Here is a 20,562-nt window from a genome sequence, read left to right as displayed (position 1 = left end):
GGGCCTGAGCTTTAAGCCTTTGCTTCGCCCTCTTCAGCCGGCACTTCGCCAGCCGTGGCTTCCGCGATCAGCTTGGCGGCTTCGCCGGCCCAGTTGTCGCGCTCGATCTGGCCCTTCAGCTTCAGAGCCTCGTCGACGTTGGCGATGTCCTCGTCAGAGAAATTCGCGATCTGCTCGAGCTTGTAGCAGTTGAGCGTCTTGAGGCGCGCGGCCAGGTCCGCGTCGATGCCCTTGATCTTGGTCAGATCGTCTGCCTCGCCCTTCGGCTTCTTGAAGCCCTTCCAGGCGGCGTTGAGGCGGCGGGCGCGAACGTCCGTACGCTCGAAGATGCGTGCGGCGCGGCCGCGGCGGCCACGGAGATAGTAAAGCTTCGCGCGGCGAACGCGGCCGCGGCGGAGAACTTCGATCTCAGCGATGTACGGCGAGTAGATCGGGAACACGCGCTCCACGCCCTCACCGTAGGAAATCTTGCGAACCGTGAAGCTCTCGTTGATGCCTCCGCCGGAGCGGGCGATCACGACGCCTTCGTAAGCCTGGAGGCGAACCGTCTGCTTGGCGCCTTCGCCTTCGATCACCTTGACCATGACCTTGACGGTGTCGCCGGGCGAGAATTCAGGCACGGTGCGGGTCTTGAGCACGGCATCCATCTGCTCGCGCTCGATCTGCTGAATAATGTTCATCGTTCTTCCTTTTTCATTATATTTTTCAATGCAGAGGAGCTGCGCCGGGACCTTGGTCCGCGAGCACGGCTCGTGCGGCTCCTTGTGGAGCAACCCTCGATGGGGGAATTTGTTGGGCGCCCTATAGCGGAATTGGGAGCCTCTGTCGAGCCCTCCAGGCCTCGGTTTCTGGCCCGCGCGGCGACCCGCCGCCGCGCTTAATGCCCGCCGCCCTGCACCGCCGCCGTAGGCTTGCGCATGAACAACGCCAGGAGCGCCATGCCGGCGAAAAGCCCCGTCAGCACAAGGAACACGTCGGCGAACGCCAGCACCTCCGCCTGTTGACGCACGAGCCGCGAGAGCTGCTTGACCGCCGCCAGATCCCCGTCCGGGATCTGAGCAGACAACTGCTGCGTAAGCCCGGCCAGGGTGTCCTCGGCAACGGCGCGGCCCCAGGCCACGCTCTCGTGCAGCCGCTGAAGGTGAAGGTCCGTCCGGTTGTTGAGCACGGTGTTGATCGTGGCAAGCCCCACCGCGCCGCCGAGATTGCGGGTCAGGTTGTAGAGGCCGGAGGCATTCTTGAGCTGGTCCGGAGGCAGCGTGCCGAGCGCCAGGTTGTTGATCGGCACCATGCAGATCATGAGCGACGAGCCGCGCAGGATTTGCGGAACCAGAAGCTCGTAGAAATCCCAATCCGCGGTAATGCCGGAGGCAATATAGGTGCCCAGCGCAAAGCCCAGGAAGCCGACGAGCATCATGACCCGCGGATCCATCACCTGCGACAGGCGGCCAGCCAACGGCGCCGTCAGAAACATGGCAACGCCCGTGACGAACATGGTCTCGCCGATCATGAGCGCGTCGTAGCCGCGCAACTGAGAGAGGTAGACCGGATAGAGATAGGTCAGGCCGTAAAGGCCGATGCCCATGATGAAGCTGAAAGCCGATCCGAACGCGAAGTTGCGATCCCGGAAGGCACGAAACTCGACAATCGGTTGCTCCGCCGTGAACGCGCGCCAGAAGAACAGCACGCCGCCCAGCACACAGAGAATGCCGAACACCGCAATCGTCGTATCGTCGAACCAATCGTAGCGCGGACCTTCCTCGAGCACGTACTCCATCGAGCCGAGAAACAGCGCCATGGCGCCAAGCCCGAAGAAATCGAAGCGGCGGAAGAGCGACCGATCGGGCTTGTCGAAATCGACGAGCAGGAACACCGCGATCGCGACAATGATGCCCGGCACGACGTTGACGAGAAACAGCCAATGCCAGGAGAACGCGTTGCTGAGATAGCCGCCCACAGTCGGTCCGATCGTCGGCGCCAGCGTCGCCACGAGGCCGATCATCGGCGAGACGATGTTGCGCTTGGACGCCGGAAAGAGCGAAAACGCGACCGCGAAAACGCTCGGGATCATGCCGCCGCCGATAAAGCCCTGAATGGCCCGGTAGACGATCATCTGATCGATGGTTGTCGCCGTGGCGCACAGCAGGCTCGCCAGCGTGAAGCCGATGGCCGAAGCCGTGAACAGCACCCGCGTCGAGAGCGCGCGCGCAAGAAATCCCGAGAGCGGGATCATCACCACTTCGGCGATCAGGTACGCCGTCTGCACCCACGGGATTTCGTCGCCGCTGGCGGATAGGCCCGCCTGGATCTCAGACAGCGACGCCGAGACGATCTGGATGTCCAGGATCGCCATGAACATGCCGAACACCATTGCGAGAAAGCCCGCCAACTGGCGCGGCGTGACGCCGATCCAGTCGAGCTTCTTCGCTTCGCCCTCCGCGGTGGGGGCAGCATCGAACGTTGTGGATTGGGCCATGGCGGATACCGCCCTCCGGCGGTTGGCAACTTACGTTTCGCGGCTTAGTGGGCGCGCATGCCGATCTGTTGCGGGCTGGAGCCAGGGCTGGCGCTGGTGTCCGGCTTCGGCGCGGTCCGCGTATCGATCTCGACGACGGCCGACAGGCCGGGGCGCAAACGGCCCTGGGCTTCCGACGCCGGTACGACCACGCGCACGGGCACGCGCTGCACAATTTTCGTAAAGTTGCCCGTCGCGTTCTCCGGCGGCAGCAGCGAGAACTGCGAGCCCGATGCCGGCGCGACGCTGTCGACGACACCCCGCAGCGTAGCGCCGCCCAACGCGTCGACGCTGACATCCACCGTCTCACCGGGCTTGATATCGGCGAGCTGCGTTTCCTTGACGTTGGCGTCGATGTAGACCTTGTCGAGCGGCACGATGGCCGCGAGGCGCTTGCCGGCCGTCACGTAGTCGCCGACCTGCACGTTCCTGTTGCCGACGACACCGTCGAACGGCGCGCGGATGAGCGTGAACGACAGATCGCGCTTGGCCTGTGCCAGCGCAACCTCGAGTTCCTTGGCCACGTGCTCCGCCTGAACCTTCTGCGCATTGAGCAGGGAAATGTTGGCCTCAGCCGAGATGATGGCGGCTTCACCGGCCTTGCGCTGCGCCACAGCCGTATCACGCGCGGCAATGGCGGCATCGAGAGTGGCTTTCGACGTGTAGTCGCGATCGGCGAGCGGCTTAGTGCGCTCGTAGTCCGCCTCGGCTTTCGCCACGCTCGCTTTCGCGGCTTCGAGCTGGGCGCGCATCTGATCTTCCGTGGCCGTCGCCGCGAGGATCTGCGCGTCGAACGTCGAGATCGCCGCGCGCTGCGTTGCGAGCTTGGCATCGGCCTGCGAAACCGCGAGCTGGAAGTCGCCGTCATCGAGGCGCACGAGCACGTCGCCCTGCTTCACCGCCTGGTTCTCGACGATGGGAACGTCCGCAACGTTGGCTGCGATCTTGGGAGCAATGATCGCCATGTCCGCGCCGACATACGCGTCGTCGGTCGAAACGATGAAGCGGCCGACGGTGATGTAGTCGTAGGCGAACCACACGGCGCCCGCGAGGGCCAGAGCGCCGGCGGCGCCGAGCACGACCTTCTTGCGCGATCGCGGCGCGGGCGCTGTCGCGGCAGCTTCGGCAGCGGCCGTCGTCTCGGCGGCCCGCGCGGCCGGTTCGGACGCCGGCGCTTCGCTCACGGGTGCGTCTCCGGCAGGCGTTCCTTTGGCGGGCGCTTCTCTGAGGGTGACACGGGCCTCGGGAGCCGCAGCCCCCGCCGCCTCATCCGGCCTGGCTGCTTTCAACGTAGTAAAAGTCTTGAGGCGGGCGCCTTGGGTCGACATTGAAATCGTCCTGACAAAAAGCAAAATAAACTGTACGGTTCAGTTCCAGCATTGACATAGGCCACCGCTGCGCCGATATCAATACCAAACTGAACCGTTTGGTTCCCTTTCGAGAGATTTTTGATGGCGGTCGACAATCATACTAAAAATCAAAGAGATAGCGGCATTCACGCGGAAGCCGAGGGTGTGGAAACCCGCCGCGGCGGGCGTCCGCCTGCCGGAACCGACCCTCAAAAGCGCCGGCAAATCCTCGAGGGCGGCGACCGGGTCTTCTCGACCGTGGGCTTTGATGCCGCGAGCATGAGCGACGTGGCGCGCGAGGCTGCCGTCTCGAAGGCTACCCTTTACGTCTACTTCCAGGACAAGGAGCACCTGTTCACCGCCGTGTGCGCAGAGCGCCGCGACCGCAACATTGGTGAGCTGATCGAGTTGCTGGATGCCTCGGGCCCGCTTGAGACAACCCTGAATGCGTTCGGCGCCGAGTTGCTGCGCCGGATCACCCAGCCGCACGTGATCGCCGCCCATCGCATCATCATCAGCGTCGCCGAACGCATGCCCGACATCGGCACGGAGTTCTTTGCGGCGGGACCGATGCGCCTGACGCAGGCCGTCGCCGCCCTTCTCGACCGCCATGTAGAAAAAGGCACGCTGAAGATCGAGGACACGTTCCTGGCCGCCGCGCAGCTCCTGGAGCTCACGCAAACAACGGTCTTCCGGCCACGGCTCTACGCCGCGATCTCCGCACCCATCACCGACGAAGAGATCAAACCGGTCGTTGCCTCGGCCGTAAGGCTGTTCCTCGCCGGCTACGGCACCTGATCGGGAGATGAGGGCGCAGCCGGAGCCGCAGGCGTTGTAGCGCTGCCGCCCGCCAATGGCTTGTCCATCACGTCCGCGGTGTCGGCGCTGAGCGGCTTCGCCTTCGTTTTGGGCGGCGTGAAGGGCTCCGGTTCCGGGGTCGTCATGTTGCCGCGCAGAAGCTGGCGCCCGGCGGTGAAGCCGCCCACGAGCTGCATCGCAAGCCGGTCCTCGTCGCGCTTGCGCACGTCGCGGGCCGCATCCTCGGCTTCCACGGGATCGAACCCGAGCCCAACCAGCACGGCCTTGCCGAAGGCCAGCGCGGACTCGAACGTCTCGCGGATCTGGTAGTCCACCCGCGCCTCAATGAGCCGCAGCGTATGCCCCCGGTCGAACGAGCGCACGTAGAGCTTGGCGACCGGAAACTCGCTTTTGACGAGCTCCACGATCTTGTCCGCATCTTCCGCATTGTTGATGCAAACGAGAATGGCCTCCGCCGATTGCGCTCCCGAAGCCCGCAGCACATCCAGGCGGGTGCCGTCGCCGTAGTACACCTTGAAGCCGAAGTTTCCGGCGGCGCGGATCATGTCCACGTCGATCTCGATCAGCGAAACGTCGACACCGCGGGCAAGCAGCGGCTGGCTGACGAGCTGCCCGAAGCGTCCGAAACCGATGATGAGCACGCGGTTCTTGAGATCCTCGGCGACCTCGACACCCTCGAGCGAGACCGCGTCTTTTGGCATCAGCCGCTCGACGCCGATCAGAATGAGGGGCGTCAGCGCCATCGAGAGAATGACGATCGCGCTCATGATCGCCGCCACGCGCTGGTCGAACACGCCCGCCGAAAGGGCCGCGGAATAGAGCACGAACGCAAACTCGCCGCCTTGCGCGAACAATGCGGCGCGCAACAGCGCTTCCCGCCATTTGGCGCCGAACAGAAGTGCGATGACGTAGATGCCGGCGGCCTTCGTCGCCATGAACAGAAGCACGCCGGCGATGATGAGCAGCCATTCGCGCCCGACCAGAGCCAGATCGAGCGACATGCCCACGCTGATGAAGAACAGTCCGAGCAGCAGGCCCTTGAATGGATCGATATCGGCTTCGAGCTGGTGGCGGAACGCGGATTCAGACAGCAGCACGCCGGCCAGAAAGGCGCCCATTGCCATCGACAATCCGCCCCACTGCATGACGAGCGCCGCGCCGAGCACCACCATCAGCGACGCCGCAAGCATGATCTCGCGTCCGCCAAGTTTCGCCACCAGCGCAAACAGCGGATTGAGCAGCCAGCGCCCGGCGAAAACCACCGCGACCAGCGCCGCAAGGCCCATCGCCGCGCTGACCCACACCGCCTGCTCCGAATTCGGCCCCGACCCGTCGAGCGCGGCGAACACCGCAACCAGCGCCAGCAACGGCACGATCGCCAGGTCTTCGAGCAGCAGGATAGAAACTGCGCGCTGCCCGGCGGGTGTGGCGGTCTCGCCCCGCTCGTCGAGCATCGTCATGATGACCGCCGTCGACGAGAGCACGAAGCCCATTGCACCGATGACGGCCACCGGAACGGCGAGCCCGCCGAGATAGACCCCAACGGCGCTCAGCAGCGCGCCGCAGGTCAGCACCTGCACCAGCCCCAGCCCGAAGATGTCGCGCCGCAGCGCCCACAGCTTGGCGGGTTTCATTTCGAGGCCGATGATGAAGAGGAACATCACGACGCCGAGTTCCGCCACATGCAGGATGGACACGGGGTCTGAGATCAGGCCGACACCAAACGGTCCCACGACGAGACCCGCCGTCAGGTAGCCGAGAACGGAGCCGAGCCCGAGTTTGCGGAACAGCGGCACCGCCACCACGCTCGCGGTGAGCAGGGCCACGGCATGATCGAGACCGACAACTGTCGTGTGAGCATCCATGCAGCGTCGTCTCCGGAACAAAAAACCAAGCCAAGCCGATCGCGCGTGTCGAGCGCATCCCCTGGATTAAGCGGCACAGCCCGAACGCGCAAGGCACGGACGGATTTGGCACGATGCGCCGCGTACCCCGCATTCGCCGAATAGGCCGGGAGCACAAGGCCGATGCTGATCCGCGAAGTCTTACCGCTTCGCCCGCGACCCGGGCAGATCCGGGCGCCGCTCGCGCGTGATGCGCCGGGCTTCCTCGCTCCTCCACTCCGCGATCTTCTTGTGATCGCCGGAGAGGAGCACGTCGGGCGTGGCCCGCCCCTCCCACTCGCGCGGCTTCGTGTAGTGGGGGTATTCGAGCAGCCCGTCCTCGAAGCTCTCATGCATCAGGCTCTCCTCGGCGCCGAGCACGCCCGGGATCAGCCGCACGCAGGCGTCGATCATCACCATGGCCGCCAGCTCCCCGCCGGACAGCACATAGTCGCCGATGGAGATCTCGGTGATGCCGCGCCCCGCGATGATCCGCTCGTCGATGCCCTCGAAGCGCCCGGCCAGCAGCATGACCCCAGGCCCGGCCGACAACGTGCGGGCCTGCGCCTGGGTGAGCGGCGCTCCCCGCGGCGACAGATAGAAGAGCGGCAGGTCGCCGCTCGCCTCACGCGCATGATCGATGGCCGCGGCCAGCACGTCGGCGCGCAGCACCATCCCGGCGCCTCCACCAGCGGGCGTATCGTCCACCGCCCGATGCCGGCCGATCCCGAAGTCGCGAATCTGATGCAGGTCGAGCGACCACAGCCCCGCCGCGAGCGCCTGGCCGACAAGCGAGACGCCGAGCGGTCCCGGAAACATCTCGGGAAAAAGTGTGAGCACCGACGCACGCCACGGCGTGCGGCCCGTGCCGGTCGGGATATGGGGCATCACGCCGTCCAACAAGTGATCATGCAGGGAGATTTACGGCACGAAGGCCGAATTGGGAACCGCTTCTCGTGCGGTCAAGCGCGGGGGCGATTTCGCCCGCGGCGCGCTCCGCCGGACATCCTCGTCCGGGTTAGCGCGCGACGTCAGCGTCGCGAAACGAATCACTGACCGAATCGATTCGGCTCTTGGAGAGGTCGCCGACAAACCCGAAAAGCATGCGCAATCCGCGGCCAAACCACTTCATAAAGCCCCGTCTTTGCTGGGCTTGCACGTCGAAATAGTCTTCCAGCCGGTAGAACATTTTGGTCATTCATCCACCTCCCCAACCAGCCTAGTCGTCGGATGGTTAATGAAAGCTTGACCGTCGATATCTCCACTGACAAGGCGGATCGGGAGGATATCCCCGATCCAACTTTCGCCTTACGAATCAGTTCCGCAAAGCTAGGGCTTAGACCCCTTCGACAACCGTGATGTCGATCGTGCCTGCCCCAGCCCGCAGCGCCTTGGCCTCGGCATACTCGGGGCTCGTGGCATAGCCGATCGCGTGCTCGTAGCTCGGAAACTCGAGCACAACGTTGCGCTGCGTGCCGTTGCCTTCGATGATCTGGCACTTGCCGCCGCGCACCACCGGCTTGCCCTCGAACTTGTCGAGCGCCACCTTGGACTTCGCGACGTATTGACCCCACTTGTCGGCGTCCGTCACAACCGCGTGCGCAATCACGTAACCCTTAGCCATCGGCATTCCCTTTTTTCTTTGGTGCTCGTTAGTGCGACGTCGGCGATCCGCTGCCGTGTGCGGCGAGCGCTTCGTCGATGCATGTGATGAACTTCTCCGCCGCCGCCTTCGGCGCATCGGCCTGCGTGATCGGCCGGCCGACGACGATGTGGTTGGCTCCGGCCGAGATAGCGTTGTCGGGCGTCATCACGCGCTCCTGATCATCCGTCGTGCTGCCCTGAAGCCGGATGCCGGGCGTGACGATCAGGAACTTCGGGCTGGTCGCCTCGCGGATGCGCGCGGCCTCCTGTCCAGACGCGATCACGCCGTCGAAGCCTGCCGCGTAAGCGAGTTCGGCGCGGCGCAGCGCAAGGTCTGCGGGCGCAAGCGAGGAGCCCTGCTGGCGGATGTCGTCGGCGGTGAGGTTGGTCATCACCGTGACCGCGAGCAGCTTCAGCTTGCTCCCCGTCCGCCCCGACACCGCGGCCCTGAGCGTCTTGAGGTCGTGTCCGTGAACGGTGAGAAAATTGATGCCGAGCTCCGTCGCATTGGCCACCGCGCGCTCGACGGTGTTGCCGATGTCCAGGAGCTTCATGTCGAGAAACACGTTCTTGTTCTGGCGCTTGAGATCGCGCGCGAGATCGAGCCCGCCCGCAAACAGCAGCTCAAGACCGACCTTGTAGAACGAAACCGTATCGCCGAGCTCGGCGACCAGCCGGCGCGCCTCCTCGACGGTCGGCATGTCGAGCGCAACGATCAGATGATCGCGGGCTGCGGAACTGGTCATGGCGCAAGTATCCCGATGTTCGTGAGGGCCGGCACGGATCAGGGTCCGTGTAGCACATGCGCCGCGCGCGCGAGCTTGACGATCAGTGCCTTGAAATTTTCCTGCTGATCGCGGTTTTTGAGGTGCCCGTTGGCCTCGAATGCCTCACCGGCTTTCGGCACCGCGAACTGATCCGGCAGCACCAGTGCGCCAAGCCCGAGCTCGAGCACCGTCCGCGTCGTGTTCACGCCGCGCAATCCGCCCATGCCGCCGGGCGAAGCGGACCCCAGCGCAAACACCCGAGACTTGAACACCGCCAACGGCTCCTCACCCTCGATGCGCACTCGGCTCACCCAGTCGAGCGTGTTCTTGAGCAGCGGCGTGATGGAGGCATTGTACTCGGGCGAGGCGATGAAAATGCCCGTGTGCACCTTCATCAGCGCTTCGAACTTGAGCGCGTTCTCAGGGATACCCTCGAGCGCCTGCAGGTCCGCGTCGTAGAGCGGCATCGGATAGTCGCCGAGATCCGCGAAGGTCGCAGCGAGCCCGTTCGCCTCCGCGATCTGCGCACCGAGACGCGCAACGCGCTTGTTGAACGACGCCTCTCTCGCGCTGCCGGCGAAAAAGAGCAGTTTGGTCGACGACAGGCTCATGCTTGCTCCCGTTGATGACGCAGGGAGAGCCTCAGCCCCCCTTCCCCTCGAAGAAATCCTTCACGCGCGCGAAGAAACCCGCGCTTTCCGGACTTGTTCCCTTGTGGCTTTCGCCTTCGAACTCTTCGAGCAGCTCCCGCTGCCGGCGCGTCAGGTTTTTCGGCGTCTCGACATCGACCTGGATGAAGAGATCGCCCACCACCTTGGAGCGCAGCACCGGCATGCCCTTACCCTTGAGACGGAACTGTTTTCCGCTGGGCGTCCCTTCCGGAACCTTGACCCGGCTCGCCGTACCGTCGAGGCTCGGAACCTCGATCTGCCCGCCGAGCGCGGCCGTCGTCATCGCAATCGGAACCTTGCAGAAAATGTCGGCACCGTCGCGCTGGAAGAAGGAATGCGGCTTAAGCGACAGGAAGATGTAGAGGTCGCCCGGCGGGCCGCCCCGCAACCCGGCCTCGCCGTCGCCGACGAGACGCACCTTCGTGCCGTCTTCGACACCGGCGGGAATGTTGATCTGCAGCGTCCGCTCGCGCATCTGGCGCCCGGCGCCCGAGCACGCCGTACAGGGATCGTCGATCACCTCGCCACGCCCCATGCAGGTCGGGCAGGTCCGCTCGATGGTGAAAAAGCCCTGGCTCGCGCGCACCTTGCCCATGCCCCCGCAGGTCGGGCACTGCGTCGGCTTCGTGCCGGGCTTAGCGCCTGTGCCGGTGCATGTTTCACATGCGACGCTCGTCGGCACGCGCACTTCCGCCGCCTTGCCCGCGAACGCCTCCTCGAGCGTGATCTCCATGTTGTAGCGCAGGTCCGCCCCGCGCTCGCGGGAGTTGCGACCGCGCGGCCCGGCTGCTCCGCCTCCACCGCCACGGCGTCCGCCCATGAACTCGCCGAACAGGTCTTCGAAGATGTCGGACATCGATGACGCGAAATCGGGACCGAAGCCCCCCCCGGGATGGCGTCCCATGCTCTGGTCGAAGGCGGCATGGCCGAATTTGTCGTAGGCCGCCCGCTTCTGCGGATCCTTCAACGCCTCATAGGCTTCGTTGAGATCCTTGAAGTTTTGCTCGGCAGCCGTGTCACCGGGATTGCGATCGGGATGGCATTCCTTGGCCAGTCGGCGAAAGGCCGACTTCAGGTCCTGATCGGTTGCTGTGCGCTGCACCCCCAGAAGTTCGTAGTAGTCGCGCTTGGCCATCGAAGCTCTCGTTTCACTCATCGGGACCCGCTTCCGCGGTCGTAGGCGGTCATTGTCTTGAGACTGAGCACCCGGTCACCGGTCCTGCCGAGAAATAGACGCCCCACGCCCCATCCACCAGACCCACCCCCGCATCATGCGGCCGATAGGCCGCGCGCGGAAGATAGGCGCCGTGAGCAAAGTGGCAATCTTTGGCGAATTGAACAAGCCTCGCGGACCGGCCGCCCGGCTTTAGGTGTGGCAAAGGCCCGAAGCGGCAACCGGAGATGACGCACAAGGGCCCCGCAACTGTTCTCGACAAACGGCGCTGCGGCGCCCTCGGCGCCGCAGCACGGGCTTCAAGAGTTCGCCCGGCATGGAGAGAGCACTGCTCCCGTCTGCCGGACGGCCTCGCTTAGCCGGCCTTCTTCTTGTCGTCCTTGACCTCTTCGAAGTCCGCATCGACGATCGTGTCGTCGCCGTTCGCTTCGTTCGGCTCGCCGGCCGCGCCGCCCTCGGCACCCTTGGCGCCGTAGACAGCCTCGCCGATCTTCATCGCGACCTGCGCCAGCGCCATGGTGGCAGCCTTGATCTTCTCGGCATCTTCCGAGGCGATCGCTTCCTTGGTGGCTTCGACGGCCTTCTCGACGTCGTCCTTCACCGCCGCGACTGCCGCGTTGGAGCCGTTGTCGACCAGCTCCTTCTGCGTCGAGTGGATCAGGGCTTCCGCCTGGTTCTTGGCTTCCACCAGCTCACGCTTCTTCTTGTCTTCGCCAGCGTGTGCCTCGGCTTCCTTGACCATGCGATCGATGTCGGCATCGGACAGACCGCCCGACGCCTGGATGCGGATCGACTGCTCCTTGGCCGTCGCCTTGTCCTTGGCCGAGACGTGCACGATGCCGTTGGCGTCGATGTCGAACGTGACCTCGACCTGCGGCACGCCACGCGGCGCCGGAGGCAGCCCGACGAGATCGAACTGACCGAGCAGCTTGTTATCAGCCGCCATCTCGCGCTCGCCCTGGCTGACGCGGATCGTCACCGCGCTCTGGCCGTCTTCCGCCGTCGAGAACACCTGGCTCTTCTTGGTCGGAATGGTCGTGTTGCGATCGATCAGGCGCGTGAACACGCCGCCCAGCGTTTCGATGCCGAGCGACAGCGGCGTCACGTCGAGCAGCAGCACGTCCTTGACTTCGCCCTTGAGGACGCCGCCCTGGATCGCCGCACCGACAGCCACCACTTCGTCCGGGTTGACGCCCTTGTGGGGCTCCTTGCCGAACAGCTCCTTGACGACCTGCTGCACCTTGGGCATGCGCGTCATGCCGCCGACCAGCACCACTTCGTCGATATCGGCCGCCTTGAGGCCGGCATCCTTGATGGCCTGTTCGCACGGACCGCGCGTCCGCAGGATCAGATCGTCGACGAGGCTCTCGAGCTTGGCGCGCGTGAGCTTCATCGTGAGATGCTTCGGACCCGACTGGTCAGCCGTGATGAACGGCAGGTTGATCTCGGTCTGAGACGCCGACGACAGTTCGATCTTCGCCTTTTCGGCAGCTTCCTTGAGGCGCTGCAGAGCGAGCTTGTCGTTCCGGAGGTCGATGCCCTGCTCCTTCTTGAACTCATCGGCGAGATAGCCGACGAGCTTCATGTCGAAGTCTTCACCGCCGAGGAACGTGTCGCCGTTCGTGCTCTTCACCTCGAACACGCCGTCGCCGATTTCGAGCACGGAAATATCGAAGGTGCCGCCGCCGAGGTCATAGACCGCGATCGTCTTGGCTTCCTTCTTCTTGTCGAGACCGTAGGCAAGGGCAGCCGCCGTCGGCTCGTTGATGATGCGGAGCACCTCGAGCCCGGCGATCTTGCCGGCATCCTTCGTGGCCTGACGCTGGGCGTCGTTGAAATACGCGGGAACGGTGATGACCGCCTGCGTGACCGGCTCGCCAAGCTTGGCTTCCGCCGTCTCTTTCATCTTCTGCAGAATGAAAGCGGAGACTTCCTGCGGCGAATACGCCTTGCCGTTCGCCTCGACCCAGGCGTCGCCCGTCGGGCCTTTGACGATCTTGTAGGGAACGAGCTTCTTGTCCTTCTCGACCAGCGGATCCTCGTAGCGCCGTCCGATGAGGCGCTTGATGGCGAAGAACGTGTTGGTCGGGTTGGTCACCGCCTGGCGCTTAGCCGGCAGACCGATGAGCCGCTCGCCATCATCCGCGAACGCGACGATCGACGGCGTGGTGTTGGCACCCTCGGCATTTTCCAGAACCCGGGGCTTGCCCCCTTCCATGACGGCAACGCACGAGTTCGTGGTGCCGAGGTCGATACCGATTACTTTTGCCATGTATCCGAATTTCCTCTTCGTTGCGGCAGACCGTCCGGACCCTGAAAGGCCGGCGTCCGGTAATGTCCTTTGAGCCTCCGGACGGGAGGCGTGGAGACGGTCTCCTGGGAGCACTGTTGGTGTTGCGCGATGTATATAGTGTGTGCTTTTCGGGGCGCAACGGGCGCGCCGCGCGGCCGCAGCATCAATTTTGGATCAGTTGCTTTACCACTTTGAACGCCGCCCGATGCAAGACTTTTGAAGGCCGATCCTTCCAAAGGAGTTCAAGTCTGATCGGCGCCCGCCAGACAAACCCCGCGGACGGTTGATTAAGGGTTACTTTCCGGGCCGCCAGACCCCGCCGGGGCCTCCCCGGCCGTGGCCGATGCTTCGCCGGCTGCCGGGCGGGAAGTTTTTGCCCCTCCCTTCGAAACGACCACCATCGCGGGCCTCAGCACGCGATCTTCGATGACGTAGCCCGGCTGATAGACTTCCAGCACCGTGCCAGGGGGCACGTTGGCATTCTCCATCTCCATCATCGCCTGGTGCTGATGGGGGTTGAAGGCCTCGCCGCGCGGATTGATCCGGCGCACGCCGTGCCGCTCGAATACGTTGATGAGTTCGCGCTCGGTCATGGTCACGCCCTCGACGAGGGCCTTGAACGAGGCATCCTGCTCGGCCGCACCCGCCGGCACAGCTTGCACGGCCCGCTCGAAATTGTCGGCCACGGCGACAACGTCGCGCGCGAACTTGCTGATGGCGTACTTCGCGGTGTCCTCGCGGTCGCGCTCAGCCCTCTTGCGAATGTTGTCCATTTCCGCGTGCGCCCGCAGCAGGCGATCGGTCAGGTCCGCGATCTGGCCCTGGAGCGTGTCAACCTCGGCCGCAAGGCGCAGCGCCTCATCCGCGGCATCCGGCCGCCCCGCAGCCTCGGGCGGGAGATCCCCTCCCGGTACTCCACCGGGCGCATCGGGTTTCGGTGTCTCGTCGGCCATGACTTCTCCGGATCGGGCTGTCGTCAAAGATATGCGGGGCAGGTCGACGGCCATGCGCCGTCAGCGCTTGGCCCGATATCGGCCGTAAGCCCGGAAAAATCAAGTCAACACACGGCTAACGAGCCGCGCCGTGTAGTCAACCATCGGAATGATTCGCGCATAGTTGAGGCGGGTGGGACCGATGACCCCAAGCACGCCGACAACTTTACGTTCTCCGTCGCGGAACGGAGCCACGATCAGCGACGAGCCGGAGAGCGAAAACAGCTTGTTCTCCGACCCGATAAAAATGCGCACGCCATCCGCCTGATCCGCGAGCCCCAGGATTTGCGACAAATCGCGCTTGGTTTCGAGATCGTCGAACAACTGACGGATCCGCTCGAGATCCTCGATTGCCGTGAGATCCTTCAAGAGATTGGCCTGACCGCGCACGATCAGGCTCTTGCGGTCGTCGTGCACGCCGGACCACTCCGCGAGCCCGGCCTTGATCACCTTCTGCGTGAGCTGGTCGAGCTCCGCGCGCGATTTGGCGAGCTCCGCATCGATCGACGAGCGCGCTTCCGCGATCGTGAGCCCGCGGATATGCGCGTTGAGGTAGTTGGCCGCTTCGATCAGCGCCGACGGCGGCAGACCTGCCGGGACATCGATCAACCTGTTCTCGACATTCCGGTCCTCGTCCACCAGCACGACGAGCGCGCGCGTCGGCTCGATCATGACGAACTCAACGTGCTTGAGGCGCGCCACCTGCTTTTCGGTCAGCACGACGCCCGCGCAGTGCGAGAGCCCCGAGATCATCTCGCCGGCTTCCGTCAGCACCTGGTCGAGCGGCTTGGACCGCCGAACCGCGATCTGGGCTTCGAGCTTGCCGCGCTCTTCAGCGCTGAGATTGCCGACCTCGAGAAGTCCGTCGACGAACAGCCTGAGGCCGGACTGCGTCGGCAGCCGCCCGGCCGATGTGTGCGGCGCGTAGATGAGGCCCGCGTACTCCAGATCGCTCATGACGTTGCGGATCGAGGCCGGCGACAGCGCCATCGGCAGAACGCGCGCCAGGTTGCGCGAGCCGACGGGCTCGCCGGTCGCAATGTAACTGTCGACGATCTCGCGCAGAATGGCGCGCGAGCGGTCGTTGAGCTTGCTGATGGCGGACTGGTATTCGGACATCGCGTTTCCGGGACCCTGCGGCGCCGAATGCCTGAAGGCCGAATGCCTTGGAGGGACGCGCCGTGAAAGACCCTAGGAAATGGCGAACCGGCTCGTCAATGCAAGACCCCGGTCTAGCCGCGCGCTCCCTGTTAACGGCCCAAGGGCCGGGCTCCGCGGACGTCGTTTGCGGTTGATCCGGACTGGTCCCTCCCTTAGGGTCGCCGGAAATCTGGGCAAGACACCTCTTAAGGCTCTCGATCCCGGATTTTCCCTGCCATTCATCAAGAGATACATCGGGCCGACATGCGTCCTTCAAAGCGCCAGCCAGGCGAGCTTCGCCGCGTCTCCCTCGAGCGCGCGGTCTCCATGCACGCGGAAGGCTCCTGCTTCATCAAATTCGGCAACACGCACGTGCTGTGCACGGCGAGCCTCGAAGAGCGCATTCCGCCGTGGCTCAAGGGCCAGGGCCGCGGCTGGGTGACGGCCGAATACGGCATGCTGCCGCGCGCCACGAGCGAGCGCACGCGCCGCGAGGCTGCCGTCGGCAACCAGTCCGGCCGCACGCAGGAAATCCAGCGCCTGATCGGCCGCGCGCTCCGCGCCGTCGTCGACCTGCCAAAGCTCGGCGAACGCCAGATCTCGATCGACTGCGACGTCATCCAGGCGGACGGCGGAACGCGCACGGCTGCCATCACCGGCGCCTGGGTTGCGCTCTACGACTGCATCCAGTGGATGAAGCTGCGCGACATGGTGAAGGATGGCGTGCTGCGCGATCACGTCGCCGCCGTCTCCTGCGGGCTCTACAAGGGCACTGCCGTGCTCGACCTCGACTACCTCGAGGATTCGGCTGCGGACGCGGATTCCAACTTCGTCATGACGGGCGCGGGCGGCATCGTCGAAATCCAGGGCACGGCGGAAACCACCGCCTTCAGCCAGGAAAGCTTCGACCAGCTCATGGGCCTGGCCCGCAAGGGCATCGCCGAGCTGGTGGAACTGCAGAAGCTGACGGTTGCCTAAGGGAGCCAGCAGCCAGCATGTCGAAAGCACTTCTGGTGCAAAGCACTGTTGCCCGTTGCCGATTGCCGGCTGCCTAACACGGAGCACGACCATGCTCACCGCCCACCTGGCTCTCACGGTCGCCGCGCTGTTCACCGGCGCGGCTTTTTACATCAACTTCGCCGAACAGCCGGCCCGCCTGCTGCTCGATGACCGCGCCCTGCTGGCGCAATGGAAGCCGAGCTACCAGCGCGGCTACACCATGCAGGCCTCGCTCGCAGTTCTGGGCTTCGTTCTTGGCGCCGCGACGTGGTGGACATCCGGCAATGTGGCGTGGCTTGCGGGCGGGCTCGCGATGCTCGCCAACTGGCCGTTCACGATGCTGGTCATCATGCCCACCAACGCCCAATTGAACGCGACGCCGCCCGATGCGGCCGGCCCGGCTACCCGCGCGCTCATCCAGAAATGGGGCGGCCTGCACGCGGTGCGAACCGCCCTCGGCGCCCTGGCCACCGCGATCTTCCTGTGGGCGCTCAGCTAGGCTGCCGAAACGGGATGGCGAACTTCAGGGCATCCGGAAGCGCCTCCCGCCACACATCCCAAGTGTGATCGCCGCTGGTGACGTGAAACGACATCGGGCGATTCCCGGCTTTCATCGTTGCGAACAGCGAAAACGCGCCGCGCCACAACAGATGGCTGTCGTCGCTCGCGACGCTCACATAGATCTGCGGCAGAGGCGCGCCGTCTGCGATGCGCTTCTCGAGCAGCGTGAGCGGATTGAGCGCGTTGAAGCGTCTCGGATCGAACGGCTCTCCGAACGCACTGTTGAAATGAGGGCCGGGATTTGGAAGCACGATGCCTTCCGTGACGCTCCCGTCCACGCCGGTATGAAAGTAGCTCGACTCGATCAGAAGGTTGATCTGATCGGGCGGCAGACCGAGTTGGTCCGCGGGCACGTTTTGCCAGATGGCCGGGGAAAGCGCGGCGACGCATCCGAACACGTCAGGATATTTGAGAGCAAAGCGAAGGGCGCCGTAACCTCCCATCGAATTGCCGATGATCGAGACGTCGCGCGCATCTCGGGAGACCCCGAACTTCTGCCGCACGAACGGCAACACATCGTCCATCAAGGCGCTCTCGGCCTTGATGCCGTTTGGCTGCGCGGAATCGACGTACCAGTTGTTTCCCATGCCCGGCATGACAATTACCGCCGGACGCACCACCTTTGCAGCCAGAAGAGAAGCGTAGGCTTTGTCGGCGCTGCCAAGCGCCGTCCAGTCGTTCTCGCTTCCTCCAAAGCCGTGCAGCAGCACAACGAGCGGCCAACCGCCGGGAGGAGCGCCCCCCACAGGCACGAGGGCGACGACCGGAACGGGAGACCCGAAGTTGGGAGAAGCGATCTCGAACCGCTCGACTTGGATTGGCGCGCCCGCGACGGCACCCTCTCCGGGTGCCTTCGCGACGACGAGGGCGGGGATGGCCAACAGCAATGACAGAAGAAGGCCGGAGAGAAGATATTTGGGCATGCCAAGACGTCAGAGTTAACCCGCCGGTGGGGAGCCAGACGGCGGCGAGCCTAGCATGGAGTAGAAGGTTCGCCTGATGCGACAAAGATTATAGGCTCGCGACATGCCCACGCCATCGATCCTCGAAACTGTGCTTTACGCCCGCGACCTTGCTGCCGCCGAAGACTTCTATGGGCGTGTGCTAGGTCTGCGCCTGCACGCCAAGGCCGAGAACCGCCACGTCTTCTACAAGCTCGAAAGCCAGATGCTTCTGATCTTCAATCCCGACGTGACGCGAACGCCGTCCAAAGGCACGCTCCCGGTCCCCGCGCATGGGGCGACCGGCGAGGGCCACGTCTGCTTTGCCGCGACCGCCCCCGAGCTGGACGGCTGGCGAGCCGTGTTCGCCAGCCTCGGCATTGCGATCGAAGCCGATTTCGAGTGGCCGGGAGGCGGCCGCTCCATTTATATCCGCGATCCAGCGGGCAACTCCGTCGAGTTCGCCGAGCCACGCATTTGGGGATTTCACGCATGAAGCAGCTTGAGCCGGGGAGCCGGTTGGTCGTCGCGAGCCACAATCCGGGCAAGGTCTGGGAGATCAAGGAGCTGATCGCGCCCTACGGCTTCGACGCCGTCTCGGCTGGCGATCTCGGCCTGCCCGAACCCGACGAGACCGAGCCGACCTTCGACGGCAACGCGCGCCTCAAGGCACTGGCCGCGGCCACCGGCTCGGGCCTGCCCGCGCTCGCCGACGACTCCGGCCTCGAGGTCGACGCCATCGGCGGCGATCCGGGCATCTATTCGGCCCGCTGGGCGGGCCCGGGCAAGGACTTCGGCCTCGCCATGCAGCGCGTCCACGACGCTCTGGAGGAAAAACGCGCCTGGGAGGGCACGCCGCCGCGCGCCAACTTCATTTCCGTCCTGTGCCTCGCCTGGCCGACCGGCGAACACCGCATTTTCGAAGGCCGCGTCTACGGCACGCTGCACTGGCCACCCCGCGGCGGAAACGGCTTCGGCTACGATCCGATGTTCTCGCCCGACGGCGACACGCGCACGTTCGGCGAGATGCCGCCGGAGGCCAAATACGCCATCTCGCATCGCACGCGCGCTTTCGAGGCGTTCAAGCGCGACTGCCTCGATCACGTAAAAACGCGGGCGCCAAACGCGAAATCCGGGCGCGATCTCGAAGCCCTCGACGCAGCATCGCGCAATCTGTCCACCCAGGCCGAGCTGGCGAAGTTCATCGCCAGCCTGCGCGAGGACTACGCGGCCAACCGGCTATCCTGGAAAGCAGCCGACCTGTCGGCCTTCCTCGTCGCGCTGGAACGCGCGGCAGCGACTACGGACGCATCTGACTCCGAGCCGCGCTGGCGCACGCTGGCGCGAACGCTTCTCGCAGCCAGCCGATGAGCGGCCCCTCGCCCGCGACAGCCAAGATGCATGCAAGGCCCGTGCGGGCCGCTGGGAACGCGCGCGCCGTCACGCCGGGCGACCCCGGTTTCGGCGTCTACATCCATTGGCCTTTCTGCGCGCAGAAGTGCCCCTATTGCGACTTCAACAGCCACGTGCGCTTCGGCGGCTGGGATGAGCCGCGCTACCTCGCCGCTTACAAACGCGAGCTGGACCACGTCGCCGCGCTGATCGGCGACAAGCGTGCCCGAACCGTCTCGTCCATCTTCTTCGGTGGCGGCACGCCGTCGCTCATGAAGCCGGAAACGGTCGGCGCGATCCTCGACCACATCGCAGCACTCTGGCCAGTCGATCCCAACGCCGAAATTACGCTCGAAGCCAATCCCGGCAGCGTCGAAGCCGCCCGCTTCGCCGGCTACCGCACGGCCGGCGTCAATCGCGTCTCCATCGGCGTGCAATCGCTGCGCGACGCGGACCTGAAGCGCCTTGGCCGCATTCACTCCGTCGAAGAGGCCAAGGCCGCCATCGGCATCGCCACGCGCACCTTCGATCGCGTCTCGTTCGATCTCATCTACGCGCGCCCCGAGCAGACCCTCGATGGCTGGCGCGAGGAGCTGACGGAAGCCATCGCCATGGCCGCCGGGCACCTGTCGCTCTACCAGCTCACCATCGAACCCGAGACGCGCTTTGCCGATCTCTACGCCAAGGGCCGCCTCGTCATCCCCGCCGCGGAAGCCGCTCACGACCTCTACGAGCTGACGCAGGAGCTGACGCAGTCAGCCGGCCTCGCGCAGTACGAAATCTCGAACCACGCCCGGCCCGGCGAGGAGAGCCGTCACAATCTGCTCTATTGGCGCTATGGCGCGTATGCCGGCGTCGGCCCCGGCGCGCACGGACGCATCGAAACGAGCGCGGCTCACCTCGCGACCCAGACCGAGCGCAGTCCCGAACGCTGGCTCGCGAGCGTCGAGCAGCACGGCCACGGCATTGTCGACACAGAAGACCTCACACCGGCCGCCCGCGCCGACGAAATGCTGCTGATGGGCCTGCGGCTCGGCGAAGGCGTCGACCTCGACCGCCTCGCGGCCGTCGGCGGGCTCACGCCCAGCGCCGCGAAACTGGCCGATCTGGCGGCCCAGGGCCTGATCGAGCACGCCACTCAGGCAACCGGCGGAGTTGATCTCTCTCCGGAACCCGAGCCCTCTCCGGAACCATGGGACGAAATCCGGGCCTGCGTCGGCCCCGGGCTCTCCCCGGCTTCACCCGTCCCGGCCCGGCACCGCCCTTCCCTCGGGCGCATCCGGGCAACCACCGAGGGGCGCTTCATTCTCAATCGCCTCGTGCTGGAGCTTTCCGCGAGCTTCGTGCCGGCCGATCGAGCCTCGCCGCGATAGACAACCGCGCCCGCGCCCACTAATCACGAGAGCGCTTTTTCCGGAGAGT

20 protein-coding genes are annotated in these 20,562 nt (G+C 65.1%); 6 read left to right on the top strand and 14 right to left on the bottom strand.

The features are described 5' to 3' along the window. Positions 1 to 11: 11 nt before the first annotated feature. From rplS to K2Y42_RS15510, 3 genes are all read right to left on the bottom strand, one after another. A complete protein-coding gene (rplS, locus tag K2Y42_RS15520; RefSeq protein ID WP_291154209.1) occupies positions 12 to 680 on the bottom strand; it encodes a 50S ribosomal protein L19 in 669 nt (222 codons plus the stop codon). A gap of 197 nt (positions 681 to 877) precedes the next feature. After that, the gene (locus K2Y42_RS15515) at positions 878 to 2,476 is read right to left on the bottom strand and encodes a DHA2 family efflux MFS transporter permease subunit (protein ID WP_291154207.1); all 1,599 of its coding nucleotides are present in this window, start codon (positions 2,474 to 2,476) and stop codon (positions 878 to 880) included. Between the two features lie 44 nt (positions 2,477 to 2,520). Next, entirely contained in the window at positions 2,521 to 3,699 is a 1,179-nt protein-coding gene (locus tag K2Y42_RS15510; RefSeq protein WP_291154205.1) for an HlyD family secretion protein, read from the bottom strand. A gap of 267 nt (positions 3,700 to 3,966) precedes the next feature. On the opposite strand from K2Y42_RS15510, the gene K2Y42_RS15505 reads away from it, so the two are divergent. Beyond that, complete coding sequence (locus K2Y42_RS15505; protein ID WP_291154814.1) at positions 3,967 to 4,662, top strand: TetR/AcrR family transcriptional regulator; 696 nt, start codon at positions 3,967 to 3,969, stop codon at positions 4,660 to 4,662. On the opposite strand, the gene K2Y42_RS15500 is transcribed toward K2Y42_RS15505, so the two are convergent. The 10 genes from K2Y42_RS15500 to hrcA form a co-directional block, all read right to left on the bottom strand. Continuing rightward, the gene (locus K2Y42_RS15500; protein WP_291154203.1) at positions 4,650 to 6,548 is read right to left on the bottom strand and encodes a monovalent cation:proton antiporter-2 (CPA2) family protein; all 1,899 of its coding nucleotides are present in this window, start codon (positions 6,546 to 6,548) and stop codon (positions 4,650 to 4,652) included. The genes K2Y42_RS15505 and K2Y42_RS15500 overlap by 13 nt on opposite strands. Positions 6,549 to 6,728: 180 nt before the next feature. After that, positions 6,729 to 7,454, bottom strand: a complete 726-nt coding sequence (trmD, locus tag K2Y42_RS15495; RefSeq protein ID WP_291154807.1) for a tRNA (guanosine(37)-N1)-methyltransferase TrmD — start codon at positions 7,452 to 7,454, stop codon at positions 6,729 to 6,731. Positions 7,455 to 7,584: 130 nt separating this feature from the next. Next, positions 7,585 to 7,764 carry a hypothetical protein gene (locus K2Y42_RS15490; protein WP_291154202.1) on the bottom strand — a complete coding sequence of 60 codons (180 nt, stop codon included), beginning with the start codon at positions 7,762 to 7,764 and terminating at the stop codon, positions 7,585 to 7,587. 138 nt (positions 7,765 to 7,902) lie between these two features. Further along, positions 7,903 to 8,190: a DUF1330 domain-containing protein gene (locus tag K2Y42_RS15485; protein ID WP_291154201.1), complete on the bottom strand. Its 288-nt coding sequence runs from the start codon at positions 8,188 to 8,190 to the stop codon at positions 7,903 to 7,905. A 28-nt stretch (positions 8,191 to 8,218) separates the two neighbouring features. After that, a complete protein-coding gene (gene pyrF / locus K2Y42_RS15480; protein ID WP_291154200.1) occupies positions 8,219 to 8,956 on the bottom strand; it encodes an orotidine-5'-phosphate decarboxylase in 738 nt (245 codons plus the stop codon). 38 nt (positions 8,957 to 8,994) lie between these two features. After that, positions 8,995 to 9,588 carry an NAD(P)H-dependent oxidoreductase gene (locus K2Y42_RS15475; RefSeq protein WP_291154199.1) on the bottom strand — a complete coding sequence of 198 codons (594 nt, stop codon included), beginning with the start codon at positions 9,586 to 9,588 and terminating at the stop codon, positions 8,995 to 8,997. 31 nt (positions 9,589 to 9,619) lie between these two features. Continuing rightward, positions 9,620 to 10,783 (bottom strand): molecular chaperone DnaJ, encoded by a 1,164-nt coding sequence (gene dnaJ, locus K2Y42_RS15470; protein ID WP_291154197.1) that lies wholly within the window; start codon positions 10,781 to 10,783, stop codon positions 9,620 to 9,622. 394 nt (positions 10,784 to 11,177) lie between these two features. Continuing rightward, a complete protein-coding gene (gene dnaK / locus K2Y42_RS15465; protein WP_291154196.1) occupies positions 11,178 to 13,094 on the bottom strand; it encodes a molecular chaperone DnaK in 1,917 nt (638 codons plus the stop codon). Between the two features lie 308 nt (positions 13,095 to 13,402). After that, a complete protein-coding gene (grpE, locus tag K2Y42_RS15460; RefSeq protein WP_291154195.1) occupies positions 13,403 to 14,068 on the bottom strand; it encodes a nucleotide exchange factor GrpE in 666 nt (221 codons plus the stop codon). A gap of 99 nt (positions 14,069 to 14,167) precedes the next feature. Continuing rightward, entirely contained in the window at positions 14,168 to 15,226 is a 1,059-nt protein-coding gene (gene hrcA, locus K2Y42_RS15455) for a heat-inducible transcriptional repressor HrcA (protein WP_291154193.1), read from the bottom strand. A gap of 285 nt (positions 15,227 to 15,511) precedes the next feature. Here hrcA and rph point away from each other — a divergent pair, with 285 nt between their 5' ends. Together rph and K2Y42_RS15445 are read left to right on the top strand one after the other, a co-directional pair. Then, positions 15,512 to 16,225: a ribonuclease PH gene (gene rph, locus K2Y42_RS15450; RefSeq protein WP_291154191.1), complete on the top strand. Its 714-nt coding sequence runs from the start codon at positions 15,512 to 15,514 to the stop codon at positions 16,223 to 16,225. Between the two features lie 91 nt (positions 16,226 to 16,316). Continuing rightward, complete coding sequence (locus K2Y42_RS15445; protein ID WP_291154190.1) at positions 16,317 to 16,745, top strand: DUF1772 domain-containing protein; 429 nt, start codon at positions 16,317 to 16,319, stop codon at positions 16,743 to 16,745. On the opposite strand, the gene K2Y42_RS15440 is transcribed toward K2Y42_RS15445, so the two are convergent. Continuing rightward, entirely contained in the window at positions 16,738 to 17,730 is a 993-nt protein-coding gene (locus K2Y42_RS15440; protein ID WP_291154189.1) for an alpha/beta fold hydrolase, read from the bottom strand. The two genes, K2Y42_RS15445 and K2Y42_RS15440, sit on opposite strands and share 8 nt — an antisense overlap. Positions 17,731 to 17,833: 103 nt before the next feature. Between K2Y42_RS15440 and K2Y42_RS15435 the strand changes: the two genes are divergently transcribed. Genes K2Y42_RS15435 through hemW form a run of 3 tightly spaced genes read left to right on the top strand, consistent with a single transcriptional unit; the run spans position 17,834 to position 20,513 of the window. After that, positions 17,834 to 18,244: a VOC family protein gene (locus K2Y42_RS15435; protein WP_291154187.1), complete on the top strand. Its 411-nt coding sequence runs from the start codon at positions 17,834 to 17,836 to the stop codon at positions 18,242 to 18,244. Beyond that, positions 18,241 to 19,119: a non-canonical purine NTP pyrophosphatase gene (locus tag K2Y42_RS15430; RefSeq protein WP_291154185.1), complete on the top strand. Its 879-nt coding sequence runs from the start codon at positions 18,241 to 18,243 to the stop codon at positions 19,117 to 19,119. Before K2Y42_RS15435 ends, K2Y42_RS15430 begins: the two co-directional genes overlap by 4 nt. Positions 19,120 to 19,145: 26 nt before the next feature. After that, positions 19,146 to 20,513 carry a radical SAM family heme chaperone HemW gene (hemW, locus tag K2Y42_RS15425; protein WP_291154184.1) on the top strand — a complete coding sequence of 456 codons (1,368 nt, stop codon included), beginning with the start codon at positions 19,146 to 19,148 and terminating at the stop codon, positions 20,511 to 20,513. Positions 20,514 to 20,562: the final 49 nt, after the last annotated feature.

The organism is Hyphomicrobium sp., from assembly GCF_019744875.1.
Lineage (GTDB): Bacteria > Pseudomonadota > Alphaproteobacteria > Rhizobiales > Hyphomicrobiaceae > Hyphomicrobium_C.
Note: the sequence above shows the minus strand (reverse complement) of the source record. Positions and strands in the feature narration are given on the sequence as shown.